Annotated in this window: 19 protein-coding genes; 10 read left to right on the top strand and 9 right to left on the bottom strand. The window is 67.1% G+C overall.

The genetic code is table 11. From position 1 onward, the window contains the following. Positions 1-10 precede the first annotated feature (10 nt). Positions 11-841, bottom strand: a complete 831-nt coding sequence (locus CBR61_RS11670; protein WP_088914520.1) for an LD-carboxypeptidase — start codon at positions 839-841, stop codon at positions 11-13. Between the two features lie 57 nt (positions 842-898). Between CBR61_RS11670 and CBR61_RS11675 the strand changes: the two genes are divergently transcribed. From CBR61_RS11675 to CBR61_RS11685, 3 genes are read left to right on the top strand one after another with little or no spacing between them, the layout of a single operon-like run. Beyond that, positions 899-2,326: a Mur ligase family protein gene (locus CBR61_RS11675; protein WP_088914521.1), complete on the top strand. Its 1,428-nt coding sequence runs from the start codon at positions 899-901 to the stop codon at positions 2,324-2,326. A gap of 35 nt (positions 2,327-2,361) precedes the next feature. Further along, the gene (locus tag CBR61_RS11680; protein WP_088914522.1) at positions 2,362-2,616 is read left to right on the top strand and encodes a hypothetical protein; all 255 of its coding nucleotides are present in this window, start codon (positions 2,362-2,364) and stop codon (positions 2,614-2,616) included. A gap of 28 nt (positions 2,617-2,644) precedes the next feature. After that, positions 2,645-4,186 (top strand): class I adenylate-forming enzyme family protein, encoded by a 1,542-nt coding sequence (locus CBR61_RS11685; protein WP_088914523.1) that lies wholly within the window; start codon positions 2,645-2,647, stop codon positions 4,184-4,186. Between the two features lie 219 nt (positions 4,187-4,405). Here the strand turns inward: CBR61_RS11685 and CBR61_RS11690 are convergent, their stop codons facing one another. Beyond that, the gene (locus CBR61_RS11690) at positions 4,406-5,188 is read right to left on the bottom strand and encodes a transglutaminase-like domain-containing protein (protein ID WP_088914524.1); all 783 of its coding nucleotides are present in this window, start codon (positions 5,186-5,188) and stop codon (positions 4,406-4,408) included. 142 nt (positions 5,189-5,330) lie between these two features. Continuing rightward, complete coding sequence (locus CBR61_RS11695; protein WP_172835958.1) at positions 5,331-7,136, bottom strand: DUF1963 domain-containing protein; 1,806 nt, start codon at positions 7,134-7,136, stop codon at positions 5,331-5,333. Positions 7,137-7,336: 200 nt separating this feature from the next. Here CBR61_RS11695 and CBR61_RS11700 point away from each other — a divergent pair, with 200 nt between their 5' ends. Both CBR61_RS11700 and CBR61_RS11705 read left to right on the top strand, forming a co-directional pair. Beyond that, the gene (locus CBR61_RS11700) at positions 7,337-7,990 is read left to right on the top strand and encodes a LemA family protein (RefSeq protein ID WP_088914526.1); all 654 of its coding nucleotides are present in this window, start codon (positions 7,337-7,339) and stop codon (positions 7,988-7,990) included. 11 nt (positions 7,991-8,001) lie between these two features. Further along, positions 8,002-9,462, top strand: a complete 1,461-nt coding sequence (locus tag CBR61_RS11705) for a M48 family metalloprotease (protein ID WP_088914527.1) — start codon at positions 8,002-8,004, stop codon at positions 9,460-9,462. A 15-nt stretch (positions 9,463-9,477) separates the two neighbouring features. Here the strand turns inward: CBR61_RS11705 and CBR61_RS11710 are convergent, their stop codons facing one another. Together CBR61_RS11710 and CBR61_RS11715 are read right to left on the bottom strand one after the other, a co-directional pair. After that, positions 9,478-10,119, bottom strand: a complete 642-nt coding sequence (locus CBR61_RS11710; RefSeq protein WP_088914528.1) for a glutathione S-transferase family protein — start codon at positions 10,117-10,119, stop codon at positions 9,478-9,480. Positions 10,120-10,129: 10 nt separating this feature from the next. Beyond that, complete coding sequence (locus tag CBR61_RS11715; protein ID WP_088915597.1) at positions 10,130-11,077, bottom strand: DUF808 domain-containing protein; 948 nt, start codon at positions 11,075-11,077, stop codon at positions 10,130-10,132. Positions 11,078-11,292: 215 nt separating this feature from the next. Here CBR61_RS11715 and rpsF point away from each other — a divergent pair, with 215 nt between their 5' ends. The 5 genes from rpsF to CBR61_RS11740 all read left to right on the top strand — a co-directional run bounded on the left by rpsF (position 11,293) and on the right by CBR61_RS11740 (position 14,832). Then, positions 11,293-11,658: a 30S ribosomal protein S6 gene (gene rpsF / locus CBR61_RS11720; protein ID WP_088915598.1), complete on the top strand. Its 366-nt coding sequence runs from the start codon at positions 11,293-11,295 to the stop codon at positions 11,656-11,658. Continuing rightward, on the top strand, positions 11,658-11,882 hold the full coding sequence (gene rpsR, locus CBR61_RS11725; protein ID WP_017665523.1) for a 30S ribosomal protein S18: 225 nt from the start codon (positions 11,658-11,660) through the stop codon (positions 11,880-11,882). The genes rpsF and rpsR overlap by 1 nt, the downstream gene beginning before the upstream one ends. 14 nt (positions 11,883-11,896) lie before the next feature. Then, positions 11,897-12,502: a 50S ribosomal protein L9 gene (rplI, locus tag CBR61_RS11730; RefSeq protein WP_088914529.1), complete on the top strand. Its 606-nt coding sequence runs from the start codon at positions 11,897-11,899 to the stop codon at positions 12,500-12,502. Between the two features lie 138 nt (positions 12,503-12,640). Next, positions 12,641-14,077: an AMP nucleosidase gene (locus CBR61_RS11735; protein WP_088914530.1), complete on the top strand. Its 1,437-nt coding sequence runs from the start codon at positions 12,641-12,643 to the stop codon at positions 14,075-14,077. Continuing rightward, positions 14,074-14,832: an SDR family NAD(P)-dependent oxidoreductase gene (locus CBR61_RS11740; RefSeq protein ID WP_088914531.1), complete on the top strand. Its 759-nt coding sequence runs from the start codon at positions 14,074-14,076 to the stop codon at positions 14,830-14,832. Before CBR61_RS11735 ends, CBR61_RS11740 begins: the two co-directional genes overlap by 4 nt. Here CBR61_RS11740 and rimK read toward each other — a convergent pair. From rimK to CBR61_RS11760, 4 genes are read right to left on the bottom strand one after another with little or no spacing between them, the layout of a single operon-like run. Next, the gene (gene rimK, locus CBR61_RS11745; RefSeq protein ID WP_088914532.1) at positions 14,829-15,734 is read right to left on the bottom strand and encodes a 30S ribosomal protein S6--L-glutamate ligase; all 906 of its coding nucleotides are present in this window, start codon (positions 15,732-15,734) and stop codon (positions 14,829-14,831) included. The genes CBR61_RS11740 and rimK overlap by 4 nt on opposite strands. Positions 15,735-15,758: 24 nt before the next feature. Further along, positions 15,759-16,193, bottom strand: coding sequence for an ATP-dependent zinc protease (locus CBR61_RS11750; RefSeq protein ID WP_088914533.1), 435 nt, complete (start codon positions 16,191-16,193; stop codon positions 15,759-15,761). A 17-nt stretch (positions 16,194-16,210) separates the two neighbouring features. Then, positions 16,211-17,227, bottom strand: a complete 1,017-nt coding sequence (locus CBR61_RS11755; protein WP_233996958.1) for a YncE family protein — start codon at positions 17,225-17,227, stop codon at positions 16,211-16,213. Continuing rightward, the gene (locus CBR61_RS11760) at positions 17,227-19,086 is read right to left on the bottom strand and encodes a M2 family metallopeptidase (RefSeq protein ID WP_088914534.1); all 1,860 of its coding nucleotides are present in this window, start codon (positions 19,084-19,086) and stop codon (positions 17,227-17,229) included. The genes CBR61_RS11755 and CBR61_RS11760 overlap by 1 nt, the downstream gene beginning before the upstream one ends. Positions 19,087-19,116: the final 30 nt, after the last annotated feature.

Consider the following 19,116-nt stretch of genomic DNA (forward strand, 5'->3'; position numbering starts at 1 on the left):
GGGCGCGCCGTTACGTCCGCGCGGGCGGACTGGCAAGGCCGAAGGGCACAACCCTGTTGGCAGAGGTGTGGCCGATCAGCGCCCGCCCGAGATAGGGAATGCCGGCGCGCGCGCACCAATAGCGGGCGATGTCTTCCTCGCTCTGGCCGAATTCGACGTAGTTTTCCGGCACATCGGTGACCGAGCCGAGCCTGAGGCCAGCGATCCGCGGGAGCGTTCCGGCGAGGTGGAAGAACAGGCGGTCGACCGAATAGAGATGTTCGCTCACCTCCTCGACCATCAGCACATGGCCGGTGAGGTCGGGCATCATCGGGGTGCCGGTCAGCATCGCGAGGGTGATGAGGTTGAAGGCGGCCGCCGGCGTCGTCCCGTCGAGGCTGGGCTCGACCCCGCTGGTGTCGCCTTCGAGCCAGCGCAGCACGCGCCTGATCGCTTCCTTCCCGCCTTCCGAACGCGCGCTGACGGGCATGTGGCCGTGGACGCATTGCCCGATCCGGTCGCGATAGAGCGCGGCGAGCAGGTAACCGGCGTCCGAGAAGCCGATATAGGTCTTGGTCCGCGCCGCGCGGTTCATCTGGCGGGTCGCGGCCTCGGCGATGCGGTTGGAGCCATAGCCGCCCTTGGCGAACCACACGACATCGAAGGCCGGATCGTTGGCACATTCGAGCAGCGCGGTCAGCCGCAGCAGATCGTCGCCTGCGAAGTGCCCCGCGCGCTCGAAGCATTGCTCGTGAAAAGTTACGCGGTGGCCCGGGAATTCGGCTGCGACCAGCGCCTCCAGCGCGGCCTGGTGCTCGCGGTCGATCGGGGTTGCCGGGGCGCAGATGGCGATATTCGTCATGGCACCGCAGCCTATGGCGCTTGTCAGGCGGGGCGCAAGCCAATAACCAAGCCGGATATGGATAACGGGGTCGAAACCGGGTCGCTGGCAGGGCGGCCGCTGTTCTTCTGCGGCATCGGCGGGTCCGGGATGCTGCCGCTCGCGCAGATCGCGCGCGGGCTCGGCCATCCGGTCGCCGGGTCCGACCGCAGCCGCGATCAGGGCCGCACGCCCGACAAGTTCGTCTGGCTCGAGGCCAACGGCTTTGCACTCCACCCGCAGGACGGCAGCGGAGTGACCTCGCCCGATCAGGTGCTCATCGCCTCGGCGGCGATCGAGGACACCGTGCCCGAGGTCGCCCGCGCCAAGGAGCTGGGATGCGCGCGCCTGAGCCGCGCGGAACTGCTCTCGCGCCTGTTCAACGCTGCCGATTTCTCCGTTGCGATCGGCGGCACCTCGGGCAAATCGACTGTCACCGGCATGATCGCCTGGATCCTGACCGAGGCAGGCCACGATCCCACCGTGATGAACGGCGCGGTGATGAAGAACTTCGCCGGCCCGCAGAACCCCTTCGCCAGCGCGCGGGTCGGCGGCGGCAAGGTCTTCGTCAGCGAGGTCGACGAGAGCGACGGCTCGATCGCGCTCTACCGCCCGACCGTGGGTGTGCTGCTCAATGTCAGCCTAGACCACAAGAGCATCGAGGAATTGCGCGTCCTGTTCGGCGATTACGTCGCCACAGCGGGAACGGCGGTGATCAACATGGACAGTCCGGAAGCGGCCTATCTCGTCCAGCGCACCGAGGGCGCCGTCACCTTCGGGATCAGGGCGCCGGAGGCCGACATCACGGTCGATCCGGACAGTGTCGAGCAGGTCGAGCGCGGGATTCGGGCGGCGGTCATCGATAATCGCGCGCGCGAGGCCTACCCGCTGATCCTGCCCATGCCGGGCCTGCACAATCTCTCGAACGCCCTGGCAGCGATCGCGGCGGCGAGTGCGGCGGGGATCGGGGTCGGGCATGCCGCCTATGCGCTGCGCAGTTTCGCCGGGCTGGCGCGGCGCTTCGACGTGATCGGCACCTCTGCAAGCGGGATCACGGTTATCGACGACTTCGGCCACAATCCGGAGAAGTGCGCCGCCACCTTGCGCACCCTCAAGGCGACGCCGGGGCGGGTGATCGCCTTCTTCCAGCCCCACGGCTACGGGCCGCTGCGCCAGATGGGCACGGAGCTGGCGCAGACATTCGCGCGGGAGCTGGGGCCGGATGACCTGACGATCCTGTGCGATCCGGTCTATTTCGGCGGCACGGTCGACCGCAGCGAGGGTAGCGGGCGGATCGTCGATCTCATCAACGCCGCGGGCGGCAAGGCCGAACATGTCGCCAGCCGCGAGGCCTGCGGCGAGCGGATCGCCGCCCTCGCCCGACCCGGCGACCGGATAGCGGTGATGGGCGCCCGCGACGACACGCTCACGGAGTTCGCACGATCGATCCTCGCCCGCCTGCCCTGACGCTCTACCGCCGCGCCGCGCGCCATGCCTGGCGGATGATGGGCGTCCTGGCGTTCGCGGTGATGCTTGTGCTGGCGGTCGACCGCTTCCACGGCCATTCGAGCCTCGCCTTCGCGGCGGCGATCATGCTGCTCATATTCGCCAATGCGCCGATGACGCGCTTCAACTGTCCGCAATGCGGCAAGAACGCCTTTCTCCGGGGCGTGTTCGTCTTCCCCTGGCCGAACCGGATCTGCACCCGTTGTGGGACGGATCTGGACGGACCGCTTGCCAAAAACGCTGATGGCTGAGGGCCCTGTCCCGCGCTAGCCTGTCGCCATGCATCCCCGCGACTTCTCGCTCGACACGCTGCTGGCGAACTGCGCCGCGCGCCACGCCCACCGGCTTGCCACCGTCGACGGCAGCCAGCGGCTGACGTGGGCGGAGCTCGACGTGCGCGTGACAAATCTCGCGCGATGGATGCTCGCGCGCGGGATCGCCCCCGGCGACCGGATCGCCCTGCTGCTGACAGACGGCGCGCCGTTCCTCACCGTTCTGCTGGCCTGCGGCAGGATCGGAGCCATCGCAGTCCTGCTCAACTGGCGCCTCGCCCCGGCCGAAATCGCCTGGATCTGCGGCAATGCCGAGCCGGCGATGACCTTCGCCAACCCCCGTTTCGCCGCGCTCTTGTCGGAGGCGGAGGCGGGCGAAGTGCACATGGTGGACGAAGCCCACGCCGCCGACGGCCTGTTCGAGACTGCCGCCACCACCGCACACGGACCGGTTCCCCATGCCTACGACCTAGGCCTCGGCCTTGCCCCCGACCGGCCGCTCTACATGATGTACACCAGCGGCACGACCGGACGGCCCAAGGGCTGCCTGCAAGCGGGCAGCGCGGTCGCGGCAAGCGCACTCGGCTTCGCGCAGCACCGGCGGTTCACCCACGAGGAGGTGCTGCTTTCGGTCAATCCGCTGTTCCATGTCGTCGGGATGCAGCAGGTCGCCGCCATGCTCGCCTGCGGGGGCACATCGGTCTTCGCCGGACGCGACGACGACAGTGCCGCGATCCTCGACCTGCTCCACCGCGAGGGCTGCACCACCACCAGCGCCTTCCCCACCATCTCCTTCCTGTGGCAGGCGATGAACCCCGTGCGCGACGGGCGAATGCCGCTCACCAACTATACCGGCGGGGCAGGCATGGGCCGGCCGCAGATGTACGAATTCATCGAGAAGGAGTGGGACGCGCGCGTCGTCGGCGGCTACGGCCAGACCGAGATCTGCGGCTTTGCGACCTTCATCGACTATCCCGACATGCTCGAGGCCCCGCGCTCGATCGGCTGGACGCTGCCGCATGTGACCATGACGGTGCTGGATCCCGAGGGGAACCACCTGCCCCCCGGCGAGGAAGGCGAGCTTTGCCTGCGCGGCCCATCGGTGATGCTCGGCTACTGGCGCAATCCCGAGGCGACCGAGGCGGCACTGGGCCACGGCTGGCTGCGCACCGGCGATCTCGGCACGATGGACGAACGCGGGCGCGGCTACCTGCTCGGCCGCGCCAAGGAACTGATCAAGACCGGCGGCGAAAACGTCTACCCCGCCGAGGTCGATGCAGTCTTTGCCGCCATGCCCGAAGTCGCTGACGCGGGCTGCTGCGGGGTGCCTGACAAGCAGTGGGGCGAGGCGGTCAAGGCCTTTGTCGTGTTGAAGCCGGGCGCGCAGCTCACCCGCGAGGAGATAACGCAGCGCTTCAAGGGCCAGATCGCCGGCTACAAGCGCCCGCGCTATATCGAATTCGTCGATCAGCTGCCCCGCGACCCCATCGGCAAGCTGCTGCGGCGCGAGCTTTCGGCGCGGCCCGTGACTCCCGATCAGGCGGCATAGCTTCGCCAAGCGGACAAAGCGGACACCCTGTCCGGCTCGACTACATCCGAATAACGATTGAAATTCAACTTTCTACATCCGTTCCGCAAGCCGGACGGACACGGGAATGCGCGCGAAAACTGCGGAACACGCGGCCTCGCTGGCCGCCCCCGATAACGATGCGAAAGAGCCGGCGAGCAGGATAGCGACAGGAGGAGGCGTAGGAAACCTGCGCCTCCCTCAGCCAGCGAGGACCCCGACCGAGACGCTCTGGCTTCGCAGGAACAGTGGGCCGAAGCCGGTCAGGAAAGCCACATCGCCGCTGTCGCGGCCAATGCCGATCTTGGCCATCTCCGCCTCCCTCGCCATGCCGGTCGCATCGACGAGGTGCCATTCCCCGCCGAGAAACACTTCGGCCACGGCATGGAAATCGGGCGGCTTCACCCCCGGCGCATAGACGCTTGCATAGCGCGCCGGTATCTCGCCTGCGCGCGCCAGCGTGATGAGGAGATGCGCATAGTCGCGGCACACGCCCCTACCGGAATGGAAAGTGTCGACGGCGCTGGTCTCCGAATCGCTTGAGCCCGGCGTGTAGGTCATGTGTCCGGTCACCCAGTCACGCATCGCAGCGAGCTTCGCCCCGCCTGCGAGATGCCCGAAGCGCTCGTTCACGAAGTCGGTGAACTGGTGCGAGGCACAGTAGCGCGAGGGCAGGAGATACTGCACCGTTTCGCCCGGCAACCGATGCGGCGGGAGCGCCGGGAGCGTGGCGACGTCGCGCAGGATCCGCTCGATGCCGACGGTGGCGCGGTAATGGACTTCGATCCGGTCGGTTGCCCTCAGCCAGATGCGCTCGCCGATGTGGTCCTGCGCCGGCACGCGGGCGAAGTGCTCGCAGGGCGACAATCCGAGGTGCGCCGCCTCGATGCGCTGTTCGGGGATCGCTGCTGCCTCGATCTGCAACAGGAGGTCGCAGGCGCGCGAAAGGCCGTAATCGAGCTCGACGTTGATCTGGAGGCGCAAGGGGACGGGGTTCCGATTCGCGTGAAGGCAGCCGGGAGGTCGGCGGTACGGCGATAGCCGTCCTGCCACAGCTTTGCTTCAAGAGATATGGCGCAGCGGTCGCAGCGAAGCCCCGTCATGCCGGACCGCGCTCGCGCTGGCGTCAATGGCATTCAAGGTGGACGTCGGCCCTGTCGAAATTGCCCGCCGCCAGATCCGAGGGGGAGATGAAGGCATAGATCGCGCCGCAATCGCCCCAGATCATCTCGAGGTTGTAGTCACACGCCATCTGCAGCAGCAACAGCTTGCCTTGCGGATGTGGAGCGACGTCGTGCTGTACGCCGTCGCTGTAGCCGCCCATGCGGCACGGGCGATTGCTGTCGAGGCTGCGTAGATGAGCCTCCAGTCCGGGTAGGGCATCGGCCGGGATCAGCCCGCGCAGGCGCTCATCGAGATAGCAACGCTTGGCCTCGTCGGCGCAGGCGGAAGTCATATGGTGATCGAGACGTTCGATAATGCTGAGCTTGCGCTGCACCACAGTCACCGGTAGCCCGCGCGGACTGCTGTGCGCCCAGCCCATCGTCCAGATGGTCTTGTCGTGGCCGGCGAGTTGTTCGCAGACCGTCTGCCACTCCGCCTCGCCCAGCGGGTGATCGCGGCCCGTTTCCTCGGCATATTCGGCGAGCACGACGAGCATGGAGCGGGTCTCGGCGCGCCAGGTCTCCTCGCCCTCCTTCTCGAGGAAGGCCAGCAACGCCTCGGGATCGGGATAGCGTTCGAGCAGGGTCTTGGTCGCCGCCAGCGCCTCGCGCTGCGTCTCGAGATAGGCGAGCCGCTTGCGTCCGGTCTCGTCGAGCGTGGCAGGGTCGGCAGCGAGGATCGCGTCCATGCCGTTCGCGGCCATCACGCGGTCCACATCGGCCTGCTTGTCGGGGATGATCCCTTCGAACCCGCCGGGGGCGACCAGCTTTTCGCGCATGCTCGCCCGGTAGCGCTCGGAATTCGCCTGCGCGCGCGTATCGTCCATCGCGGCGATGGCGGCGCGTGCGGCCAGCGCGACGCAGCCCCAGGTGAAGGGCTGCTTGAGCCCGCGATAGGGCCCGTTGTCGCCAACGGTCTGGCCCTCGTAGAGCAGCCGGTCGAGGTTTTCGGGCGAGGCGTGGATCACGCCGTCGCGCTCGTAGGTGCGGTTGGGCATGCTCACGAGGTCGACCGGGAAACGCGGATAGACGCTCTCGCGCGCAACCCACGTGGTCTGTCCGGTGTAGGTGCCGTCATGGATCGGGCCGATATCGGCCGGCGGCGTGCGTTCGGGGCCGAGTTCGCGGGTGTAGATGAACTTGTAATGGCCCTCGCAGTCGTTGCTGTTGGCGAACAGCAGCAGCCAGCCCTCGCGCGGGCCGAGGCCGCCCCACAGGTCGGGGTGGCAATCGGCGAGCGCGATTTGGCAGATGAAATGACAGGGCTCCTCCTCGTCACCGCCCTTGTCGTCGTTGACCCAGCGCGGCCAGGCGATGTCCTCGGGCATCATCGGCAAGCCGCCGATCCACGAGCGCGGCGGTTCGTCGCGCGGGGGGATCTGCTTGCGCAGCACCACGGTCGCGCGCTCCTCCACCCGAACAGGCTCGGGCCGCGTGTTCCAGCGGTTGCGATAGTCTTCCGATCGTTCCTCGTGCTTGCTCCTGGCATCGTCACGGGCGGCAGCGCCGTGCGCGACATCCTCGGCAAACTCGGCTCGGGCGGCGGCGGCGCGGATGACTTTGACGAGGGGCTCGGGCCGCAGCCATTCGCTCTCGGGCGGCTCGGGCGAAGCGCGGTCGCGGAAATCGGTCTGCCGAACATGCGGCGCCGCGGTCGCGGGCCGGCGTCGGCCGCCCGATGCAGCCATGGTACGGACGATGACCGCGAGAAGGCGCAGGGCCAGCATGAACGCGACCGCAACGAGACCGACAAGGCTCCAGAAACTCATGTGGCAACGCCTCCTTGACGCCACCTCTAGAAGATATTCCTTAAATAACTGAGAATGTTGTCGCTCCCCGACCCGGCCAGAGCGCTGTCTTGGCGGAACGAAGGGGCAACCCTTCCGTCGGTCAGCGATGCGGCGCCACATTAACCGGTTCTTTGTGCTTCACCTTGTAGAGAGCCCCTGAAATTACAGGGGAAACCGTCATGCAGCAGCCTGCCACCGCACCCGCTGGAAGCTTTTCGGAGGACACCCGCCTCTACGAACGCTCGGTCGATTCGACCAATTTCCTGCTCGACCTGTGGTGGCTGTGGCTGATCATCGCGGTGGTGACGGTCGCGGTTGTCACGATCATGGGCATGCGCCGCAAGATGGCGGCGCTCGAGGCGCGCTGTGCTGCGGCATTCGGCGATGTCGACGCGCTGCTGGCCGAACGCCACGCCCTGATCCCCAACCTGGTGGCGGTGACAAAGGAACACATCGGCCACGAGATCGCCGTGCTCGACCGCCTGCTCGAGGCGCAGCAGAACGCGCTCGAGACCTTCGGCCGCAACCGCATGACCGCCGAGACCGAGGTCGGCAATGCCGTCAACCAGCTCGTCAACATCGCCGGATCGATGCCCAAGCTCGCCAGCTCAAGCCAGTTCCCCGAACTGCGGCTCGAACTGTCGCGGATCGAGGAGCGGGTGACTGCGGCGCGGCGCTACTACAATACCACGGTCGCCGAATATGACGCCGCGCGCGGCGGGTTCGTCTCGGGGCTGCTGGCGCGCTTTGCGCCCCTGCCCGAGCATGACCGCTTCGATCTGGGCGAACAGCGCGCCGAGATCGCCGCCCCGCAGCGCGTCGCCTTCGGCTGAGGGCGCGCGAGATGGCCGCGCGCGGCTTTGCCGCCCACGCCGCGCACAACCGGCGCAAGGGGCTGATGTTCGTCGGGCTCTATGCCCTTACCTTCGCCCCGGTCGCACTGCTGTTGCTGGGTATCGTCCCGCTGGTGCTGGGCAATGCGATGGGATCGGTTTTCGTCGATCCCCTGGGCTTTGCACTGCGCTATGCGCCGCTCGCGACGGTAATGGTGCTGGCGCTGCTGGCGAGGAGCTATTTCGGCTTCCGCCGCGAGGTCGCCGAGGCGCTGTCGATCCGCGAGGTGAGCGCGAAAAGCGAACCGCGCCTGGTGCGGATCGGCGAGGAGCAGGCGATCCTCCAGGGCCTTGCGCGGCCGCGCTTCGGCGTGATCGAGACCCGCGCGCGCAATGCCCTGTCGATCGGTGCCACTCCTGGTCAGCGCATGATCGCAGTGACGCGCGGCCTGCTCGACGCGCTCGACGACGACGAGATCGCGGCGGTGATCGCGCATGAGCTCGCCCATTTCCGCGCCGGCGATGCCGCCTTCCTCTCGCTCAACCACGCGCTGTTCCGGACCGCGGCGTGGCTGCAGACCAACAACCCGCTCAAGATCGACAAGAACGTCCACGAGAAGGTGCAGTGGCACATGGTGGTGGGGGTCGTGCTGCCGATCTTCCTGATCGTGATGGGGATCGGCGGGATGATCACCGCGCTCGCCTGGCGTCTCGTGCGCCATGCAGACGCGAGCGTGCGCGCGGCCCGCGATCTGGTCGCCGATGCAGAGGCGCTCAGGATCACCCATTTCCCCGAGGCGCTGCAATCGGCAATCGCGAAGTGCGAGGGCCAGGGCTACTTCAAGGGAGCCGAACGCTACGAGGCGCTGCTGTTTTCCGGCAATCCGGCGGCGCAGGGGGGCACCCATCCCCCGGCGCAGGAGCGGATCGACGCGATGGCCGGGGTGGCAAGCGAGCTCTTCATGCCCGGCCGCCAGCGCCGCGACACCCGCGATGCCATCACGCGCGCCGCGAGCGCGCCGGTGGCGAGCGGGGGCTTCGGGCGGCGGGGCCTGCAAGCGGGCCTTGCCACCGCCGCTGCCAAAGCCGGCCCCAACGGCTTCGTCCTCGCCGACCGCCGGTCGCAGGAGGTGCCACCGCGTCCCGGGCTGTGGCTGCTCTGGGCTCAGGTCTTCGACCGCGAGGCGGCGCGCGCCTGGCAGCGCGGGATGTATGACCAGCTGCGCTGGCGGGTCGAGGACGACCGCAACATCCTCGGCGCGACCGACGAGATGACGCTGTGGTATGCAGGCGCGCTCGCGGCGGGGCTGCTGTTCTACGCCTCGATCAGCAATTCACCGGGAGAATTCCTCGACAAGCTCTCGGGCCGGGAATGGCTCCGGCAATCGGATGCGGCTGCGGGCGAGATCTTCTGCAGCCCCACCACCCCCGGTTGCCGCCCCGACGGGACGATGAACCTCAGCGGCAAGTGACCTTGCGCTTGCGGCTCAGGCGGGAAGCGCCCTGCGCCCCTCCTCCTCGCGCGCGAAGGCCCGCCGGTAGGCCGGGCGCGCGGTCAGTCGCTCGCGATAGGCCTTGAGACTGTCGGGCACGCCCTCGTCGAGTCCTACGCTCTGGGCGAGGATCAGTGCATAGCCGACACAGATGTCGGCTACGGTGAAGCGGTCGGCGCACAGGTATTCGCGGTCCTCGAGGCGCTGCTCAACCTTGATCAGGCGCTTGTGGAACCACTTGGCATAGGCGTGACCCGCTTCCTCGAGCCCCTTGTCCTTCTCGAACAGGCAGAAGCGCATGTAGACCGTCTGCGGGAAGGTGATCGTGGCATCGGCGTGGTAGGTGTAGTCGCAATATTCGCCGTAATCGCGCTCGCCCGGGGCCACCGCGAGGTCGGTGTAGCCGCTGCGAGTGGCGAGATAATGCGCGATGGCGCAGCTTTCGGTCAGCTTCGTCTCGCCATCGACCAGCATCGGCACCGTGCCGAGCGGATTGATCGCCATGTATTCGGGCGCGAGGTAGCGCGGCGGAAAGGGAAGAATGCGCAGGTCGATGTCGACCCCCGCTTCCTCCGCCGCCCAGGTTGCGCGCAGGCCGCGCGAGCGGGCGCAGGTGTAGAGAACGGGTCTGGTCATGGCCGAAGGCTTAGTGCCCCTCGCCCTCGCCCACACCCAGCACTTTGTGCAGGACCAGGGCGATGATGCCGCCAAGGATCAGGCCGAAAATCGCCGATAGCGTTGTCGCGGTCAGCCAGCCGAGCACACCGCCCGCCGCTCCTGCCATTTCATGGACGGCATGCTCGGCGGCGTGGATCGGGCCGTAGAGCCCGTCCCAACCAAGCTTGTGCAGGCTGTCGACAACGATGTGACCGCCCACCCACAGCATGGCGATGGTGCCGATGATCGAGAGCGCGGTGAGCAGCTTGGGCACGAAGCGCAGCAGAAACCGCCCGAAGGCCTGCGCCGAGGTGCTCGCCCTGCGTGTTAGATTCAGGCCGATATCGTCGAGCTTCACGATGAGCCCGACCGCACCGTAGACCGCGACCGTCACGGCCACCGCCACCAGCGCCAGCACCGCCCCGCGCATAACCAGGCTCTCGTCCGCGACCTCGGCCAGCGCGATTGCCATGATCTCGGCCGAGAGGATGAAATCGGTGCGGATCGCCCCGCCCACGCGCTCGTTCTCGAAGGCGACAGGATCGGTGATCTCGTCCTCGAGCGTCTCGCCGTGCTTGCCGAAGCCGAGCTTCTCCATCACCTTTTCCGCGCCCTCGTAGCACAGGAAGGCACCGCCGATGATGAGCAGATAGGTGATCGCCTGAGGCAGGAACTCCGACAGGAGCAGCGCGCCCGGCAGCAGGAAGATCAGCTTGTTCCTGAGGCTGCCCTTGGTGATCTTCCAGATGATCGGCAACTCGCGCGCCGGAGAAAGGCCGGTGACATAGCTGGGCGTCACCGCCGCATCGTCGATCACCACGCCGGCCGTCTTCGTCCCCGCCCGCCCTGCGGCCACCGCCACATCGTCGATCGAGGCCGAGGCCGCCTTCGCGATAACCGAAATGTCGTCGAGCAGTGCGACCAGTCCTGACGGCACAGCCATCCCCCCTTTAGCGAATCGTGCAAGCACCCAAACCGAGCGCCTGCCCTTCCGGTTCCCGACGGACAAGACTTGCAATTGCCCGGCAAAGCTGTAAGGGGCCGCGCTTCGCTTGGGATGCGCCCATGCGGATATGGAAGAAAGCCGGAGGGGCCCTGGACGCGTCATGCGTCGGATCAGCCAGCGATCGGCAGGAAGTGAAAGGACGCAAGATGGCGCTCTACGAGCACGTCTTTCTTGCGCGTCAGGATCTGAGCCAGGCTCAGGTTGACGCGCTGGCGGCGCAAGCCACCGAAATCGTTGAGGCCGGCAACGGCAAGGTCACCAAGACCGAAACCTGGGGTCTCAAGTCGCTCGCCTACAAGATCGAGCGCAACCGCAAGGCGCATTTCGTGCTGCTCAACATCGATGCCCCCGGCTCGGTGGTCGCCGAGCTCGAGCGCCAGACCCGCATCAACGAAGACATCATTCGCTACATGACCATCCGCGTGGAAGAGCACGAGGAAGGCCCGAGCGTGATGATGCGCAAGAACGAACGCGAGCGGAAGCGCCGCGAAACCCGTGAGGAGCGCGACTGATGGCCCGCCCGTTTTTCCGCCGCCGCAAGTCCTGCCCGTTCGCGGCCAAGGACGCCCCCAAGATCGATTACAAGGACGTGCGCCTGCTGCAGGGCTTCATGTCCGAGCGTGGCAAGATCGTGCCGTCGCGCATCACCGCCGTCTCGGCGAAGAAGCAGCGTGAACTGGCCCAGGCGATCAAGCGTGCGCGCCAGATCGGCCTGCTGCCGTTCATCGTGAAGTAAGAGGAGAAAGAGACATGGACATCATTCTCCTTGAGCGCATCGAGAAGCTCGGCTCGATCGGTGACGTCGTCACCGTGAAGGACGGCTATGCGCGCAACTTCCTGCTGCCGCAGAAGAAGGCTCTCCGCGCCAACGAAGCCAACAAGAAGGTCTTCGAAGCCAACCGCGAGCGGCTCGAGAAGGAAAACGCCGAGCGTCGCACCGTGGCCGAAGGCCTGGGTGAAAAGGTCGCGGGCGCTGAAGTGGTGCTGATCCGCGCCGCCTCGAACGCCGGCCAGCTCTACGGTTCGGTCAGCGTGCGCGACATCGTCGCCGGGCTCGCCGATCAGGGCCACTCGGTCGACAAGCGCATGGTCATCATGGGCTCGCCCATCAAGACCATCGGCATGCACGACGTGACCATCGCCCTGCACCCCGAAGTGCGCGTGACCGTGAAGGCCAACGTCGCCCGCTCGGACGACGAAGCCAAGCTGCAGAGCGAAGGCGTCGACGTGCTGGCCCAGATGTTCGCCGACGAACAGCGCGAGATCGAAGAGCAGGCCGAAGCGACCCGCATCGACACCAGCCTCGAGCCCGGCGAAATCCCGGCCGAACTGCTCGAGGGCGGCGACGAGGCGTAAGCCATCCGGCCCTCACCAGCCTGAAACACAGCAGGGCGCGAAGATCACCTCGATCTTCGCGCCCTTCTTGTAAACAGCGCCCGCACGCGCAAAGGTGCTGCCATACAACGATAACAACAAAGGAGCAGAACAACTGCCATGATCGACATCCCAGCCATTCTCGACCAGCTTCAGCAGCATTACGACGAAGCGGTTCGCACCCTGCGCGACGACGTGATCGCCTTCGGACGCGACGGCACCCTGCCCGCGCCTTCCAAGCGGGCCGATGGGTCCTACGCCTATCCGCAGATCACCCTGCGCTACAACGGCGTGGGCGCGCCGCGCGATCGCAGCCGCGCCTTCGGGCGGCTCGAGATGCCGGGCACCTACACCACCACCGTCACCCGCCCGGACCGCTTCGCGCAATATCTCACCGAACAGCTCCAGCTGATCGCCGCCGAATACGAGGTCGATGTCACGGTCAGCCGGTCGCGCCAGGAAATCCCCTTCCCCTATGTGCTCGACGGCGAGGCCGGAGCGGCGATGGTCGGGATCGCGCCGCAGGACATCGCCGCGCACTTCCCCTCGACCGACCTCGCCCTGATCGGTGACGAACTCGCCGACGGGATCGAGATCGACGGCGAGCACGCCATGCCGCTCTCGCTGTTCGACGGCCTTCGCACCGATTATTCGCTGGCGCGGCTCAAGCACTACACGGGTAGCGAGGTCAGCGACTTTCAGGACTTCATCCTGTTCACGAACTATCACCGCTATGTCGATGAATTCGTGAACTGGGGTGCGGCGCAGATCGGCAAGGACGGCTATGTCGCCCTGACCGGTGCCGCCGGGCTCGACATCCGCGAGCCGACCACGCACGCGCAGGACCAGCTCAACGACACCGCCTGGCGGCGCCACCAGATGCCCGCCTACCACCTGATCCGCGAGGACGGGCGCGGGATCACCCTTGTCAACATCGGCGTCGGCCCGTCCAACGCCAAGACAATCTGCGATCACCTCGCGGTGCTGCGCCCGCACGCGTGGCTGATGATCGGGCACTGCGGCGGCCTGCGCTCGACCCAGAAGATCGGCGACTTCGTGCTCGCCCACGCCTATCTGCGGGACGATCACGTGCTCGATCCGGTCCTCCCGCCAGAGGTGCCGATCCCGCCGATTGCCGAAGTTCAGCAGGCCATGGCCAGCGCGGCGGAGGCGGTGAGCGGCGTTCAGGGCGCGAACCTCAAGCAGCGGATGCGCACCGGCACGGTCGTCACCACCGACGATCGCAACTGGGAGCTGCGCTATTCCTCCTCGGCCAAGCGCTTCTCGCAGAGCCGCGCCATCGCCATCGACATGGAAAGCGCGACCATCGCCACGCAGGGCTACCGTTTCCGGGTGCCTTACGGCACGCTGCTGTGCGTCTCGGACAAGCCCTTGCACGGCGAGATCAAGCTGCCCGGCCAGGCCAACAAGTTCTACGAGGAGGCCATCGCCGCCCACCTCCAGATCGGCCTCGTCGCCTGCGCGATGCTGCGGGATGAGGGCGACCGGCTGCACAGCCGCAAGCTGCGCGCGTTCAACGAACCTCCGTTCCGGTGAGTCTCTCGCGCTCCATCGCGGGCCGCGTCGCCATCGTCACCGGCGCGGCGAGCGGCATGGGCCGGGCGACTGCGCGGCTGTTTGCCGCCGAGGGCGCTCAGGTGGCGGTGATCGACCTTGATCGGGCTGCCTGCGAGGCGGTGGCGGCGGAATGCGGCAGTGGCGCGCGGGCCTATGCGCTCGATGTGTCGGACGGGGAAGCCATCATCCGAACGGTCGCGCGGATCGCCGAGGACTTTGAGGGAATCGACATTCTGGTGAACAATGCCGGGGTGTCGAGCTTCTGCGGGCTCGATGATCCCGCCTACGACGATGTCTGGCACCGCGCCATCGCGGTGATGCTGACCGCCCACCAGCGGATGGTGCGAGCGGCCCTGCCGTGGCTGCGGCGGAGCGATGCGGCGCGGATCGTCAACATCGCCTCGACCGAAGGGCTGGGCGCGACCCCGGGCGATACGCCTTACGTGGCGGCAAAGACGGGCGTCATCGGCCTTACACGCGGGCTTGCGGTCGATCTCGGCCCTGAAGGCATCACCGTGAACTGCATCTGCCCCGGCCCGATCCGCACCGCGATGACCGACGCCGTGGCGGAGGAGCACAAGACGATCTTCGCCAAGCGCCGCACCGCGCTCAAACGCTACGGCGAGCCCGAGGAGGTCGCCCACATCACCCTGTCGCTGGTGCTTCCCGCCGCGAGTTACATCACCGGCGCAGCGATCCCGGTCGATGGCGGACTGATGGCGCGGAACGCCTAGCCCCGACCCTTGGTCTTGGTCGCCCCGCCCTTGGCGTTGGCGGCGATGAAATCGATGATCTGGCCTGCAACGTCCTTGCCGGTCGCGCTTTCGATGCCTTCGAGGCCGGGGGAGGAATTGACCTCCATGATCACGGGACCGTGATTGCTGCGCAGCATGTCGACGCCGCACACGTTGAGCCCCATGCGCCTGGCGGCGCGCACGGCGGTGGAGCGTTCCTCGGGCGTGATCTTGATCACTTGCGCGCTGCCGCCGCGGTGGAGGTTGGAGCGGAACTCGTCCGGCGCGCCGGTGCGCTTCATCGCCGCAACCACCTTGCCACCCACCACCAGCGCGCGGATATCGGTGCCGCCGGCCTCCTTGATGAACTCCTGCACAAGGATGTTGACGTTGGCCCCACGGAAGGCCTCGATCACCGACTTGGCGCTCGACATGGTCTCGGCGAGCACCACGCCGATCCCCTGCGTCCCCTCGATCAGCTTGATCACCACCGGCGGGCCCTTCACCGCCTTGATGATCTCCTCGGCCGCCTTGGGATCGTTGGCATAGGCCGTCAGCGGCAGGCCGAGCCCGTGCTTGGCGAGGATCTGCAAGGACCGCAGCTTGTCACGACTGCGGCCGATGGCGACGCTTTCGTTGAGCGACCAGATGCCCGCCATTTCGAACTGCCGGAGGATCGCAAGGCCGTAATTCGTGATAGAGGCGCCGATCCTCGGAATCACCGCGTCATAGGAAGCAATGGGCGCTCCATTGTAGAACACCTGCGGGCGGTGGCTGGCGATGTGCACCGTGCAGCGCAGCGTATTGAGGATGTCGAGCGTGTGCCCCCGCGCCTCGGCGGCCTCTTTCAGCCGCTGGTGCGAGTAGAGGTTGGCGTTGCGCGCCAGCATCGCGATTTTCATGAAGACCCTTTCAAGACCGGCATTTTACCGGCGGAGGCGCCCCATATGCGACATCGCAGGTGATTGCAGCCAAGAATGGCCACTATCCACCACCATCCGCCGCCTGAGCGCGGTGCGCCCGATCAGCATCGGGAACTGCATCTGGGACCGGTCCGCCAGGCTGATTTCCGCCCGGAAGGTGAGATTACCGATGGTGAGAGGCGTCTTTATGACAAAGCGGGTCTGCTGTTCGCCGTTCGAGGAGGTTATGCCGCGCACGTCGACATGGATGGCCTCGCAGAAGTGCCGCTGGCCGCCCCAGTCGACCGCGAAGCGCACGAATCGCTCGCCTTCGCGGCGGAAATCCTCGAGCACGTCGGCATGAAGCGAGGAGGTGCGCGCGCCGGTGTCGATCTTGGCGGGAATCCCGGCGAGGCCCAGTCCGGGTAGGTCGACCAGTTCGCGCCAGCCGACCACCATCGCGGGCCTCGGTTCCTTCAAGGCAGGATCGCCATCCCGTCGCCGCCCTCGCCCACCTTCAGGCGGCGCAGCACGGTACCGCCGGCATAATCGACCTCGGCCACGGTGTCGCTGGCGGTCTCGGCGACGTAGATGCGCTTGCCGTCGGCGGACCACAGGATCGTCACCTGAAACCGCGCTTCGGCCTCGGCGGGGCCGGAGACGGTGATGGTGCGGATCACTTTTGCCGAGGCGGTGTCGATCACGCTGAGGCTGCCTTCCTGAAGATCGGAGGTGATGGCGACATCGCCCTGCGGGCGCACCGCGATGCGCAGCGGGAACCTGCCTGTCGCCACGGTGGAGCGCACCTCCATCGTTTGCGGATCAAGCGCGAAGGCCTGATTTGAACCCCGCGCCGAGACCCAAAGGTCGGTGCCGTCGGGCGAAAGCGAGATGCCCTCCGGCTCCTCGCCGACCGTCACCGAAAGCGGCGCGCGGCGGGTGACGAGGTCGAGCCGGGTGACTGTTCGCGAGCCGAGATCGGTCGTCCATGCCGTGCGCGCATCCGGGCTCACGGCGAGCATGTGGCTGCCCTGCTTGCCGGTCCCGAACTCGAACAGCTGGCGGGCGGCGGCGAGGGGCGTGGCGATCCGGAAGATCGACTTGCGGCCTTCCGCCGTGACGAAAAGGTCGCCCTGCGTGTGCCAGACGATCCCGTGCGGGCGCGCGTTCTCGCCGAGGTCGATGCTGGCGACCTTTTCGAGGCTGCCGGTCGAGAAGATGTCGACCGTCGTCCCGCCATAGCAGGCGAGCGCCACGTGCTGCCCGTCGGGCGAGGTCGCCAGTTCGTGCGGGTTGGTGCAGCTCGGCAGGCGCAGCACTTCCCTTCCGGTGGCCAGATCGACCTTGGACAGGGTGTTGCCGCGCTTGGCCGCGACGAACAGGGTCGGCGGCATCGCCGCGCCCGCAGACGCCTCCGGTTCCGCGGTCGGCGCGCAGGCGGACAGCACCATCAGTGCCGCCGCCCCCGCCGCGATGCGCCCCCCGCGGCCCATCACCAGCCCGCCTTCTCGCCCTTGTTCTGCTGGTCGAGCCACTTCTTGAGCGGCGCGAAGTATTCGACCATCGCCTTGCCGCTCATCTGCCGCTCGCCGGTGAAGGCCTCGAGCGCGTCGGGCCAGGGCTTGGAAGCCCCCATTTCGAGCATCGCATTGAGCTTCGCTCCGACGTCCTTGTTGCCGTAGAACGAGCAGCGGTGGAGCGGCCCCTTCCAGCCCGCGGTGTCGCAGGCGGCCTTGTAGAACTGGAACTGGAGCAGCCGCGCCAGGAAGTAGCGGGTGTAGCTGACATTGCCGGGGATGTGATACTTCGCCCCCGCGTCGAAACCGGCCGGATCGCGCGGCACCGGCGGGACGATGCCCTGGTAGTCGCGGCGCAGGTCGTTCCAGCCGGTGTTGATCGCGCCTTCCGGGATCGAGCCGTCATAGAGGCCCCAGCGGTAGCGGTCGAGCAGCAGGCCGAAGGGCAGGAAGGCGACCTTGTCCATCGCTTGGCGCAGCAGCAGGCCGATGTCCTTGTCGGCGCTCGGCACCTGCGCGGGATCGAGCATGTCGATCTGCACGAGGTATTCGGGCGTGATCGACAGGGCGATCATGTCGCCGATCGCCTCGTGGAACCCGTCATTCGCGCCGGTCAGGTGCAGCGTGTCCTGCTTGTTGTAGGCGCGCTGGTAGTAATTGTGGCCGAGTTCGTGGTGGATGGTCACGAAGTCGTCGGCATTGGGCTTGATACACATCTTAATGCGCAGGTCGTCGACATTGTCGATGTTCCAGGCCGAGGCGTGGCACACCACTTCGCGGTCGGCAGGCTTCACGAACTGGCTGCGCTCCCAGAAGGTTCCGGGCAGCGGCTCGAACCCGAGAGAGGAGAAGAACTGCTCGCCGACCTTGACCATGCCGACCGGATCGAGGCCCTTCTTGGCGATCAGGTCGGTGAGGTCATAGCCGATGTCGCCCGCGCCTGCCGGAGCGACCAGCGGGTAGATGTTGCCCCATTCCTGCGCCCACATGTTGCCGAGCAGGTCGGCGCGGATCGGGCCGGTGCGCGGCTGGACGGCATCGCCGTATTTCTCGTTGAGCTTGCGCCGGACATAGGTGTGGAGCGCGATGTAGAGCGGCTTCACCTCCTGCCACATCCGCTCGGTCTCGGCGGCGAACTGTTCGGGCGGCATGTCGTAGCCCGACCGCCACATCGCGCCGTAATCGGCAAAACCCAGTTCCTTGGCGCCCTCGTTGGCGAGCGCGGTCATGCGGGCGTAATCCTCGCGCATCGGCGCGCCGACATTGTCGTGCCAGCTCGCCCACATTTCCTTGAGCTCGTCCGGCGTGCGTTCGAGGTTGCCCATCTCGGCCTCGATGTCGCTGCCGTTGATCGGCTGGCCGTTGAGGGTGCCCTTGCCCCGCCCGTAGGCCGAATTGAGGCGCGTCGCGATTGCGTTCAGTTCCTCGGCCGCGCCGGGGCGGTTCGGGGCCGGCAGCGAGATGCTGTTGCGCAGCATGTCGAGCTTGCGGACGGTTTCCGCATCGAGCCCAGGGATCTTGGCATAGCGCGCCGCCTCGTTGGCCCAGCCGACCTGCTTCAGCGTCAGCTCCGCGCCGTATCGCGCCGCGAGCGTGTCGCTGTCGTGGTTGATGTAGGTGGCGTTGAGCCAGGAGACGTGGCCGTATTCCTTCGAGAAGGCCGCCAGTTCGGCCTCGACGGCGGCGATCCACGCCTTGGCGCCCTCGGGCGTGGCGGGATAGGCGGCGGCGCTATCGGCGGCAGCGGGCGCGGCGTCCTGCGCCGCGAGCGGGGCGGCAACGGCGATGGCGAGGGCGGCGGCGGCACCCTTCAGAAGGGGGGCGGCAAGTTTCATTGTGAGGGGTTCCCGTCAGTCATGTGACAA

The organism is Porphyrobacter sp. CACIAM 03H1 (assembly GCF_002215495.1).
Lineage (GTDB): Bacteria > Pseudomonadota > Alphaproteobacteria > Sphingomonadales > Sphingomonadaceae > Erythrobacter.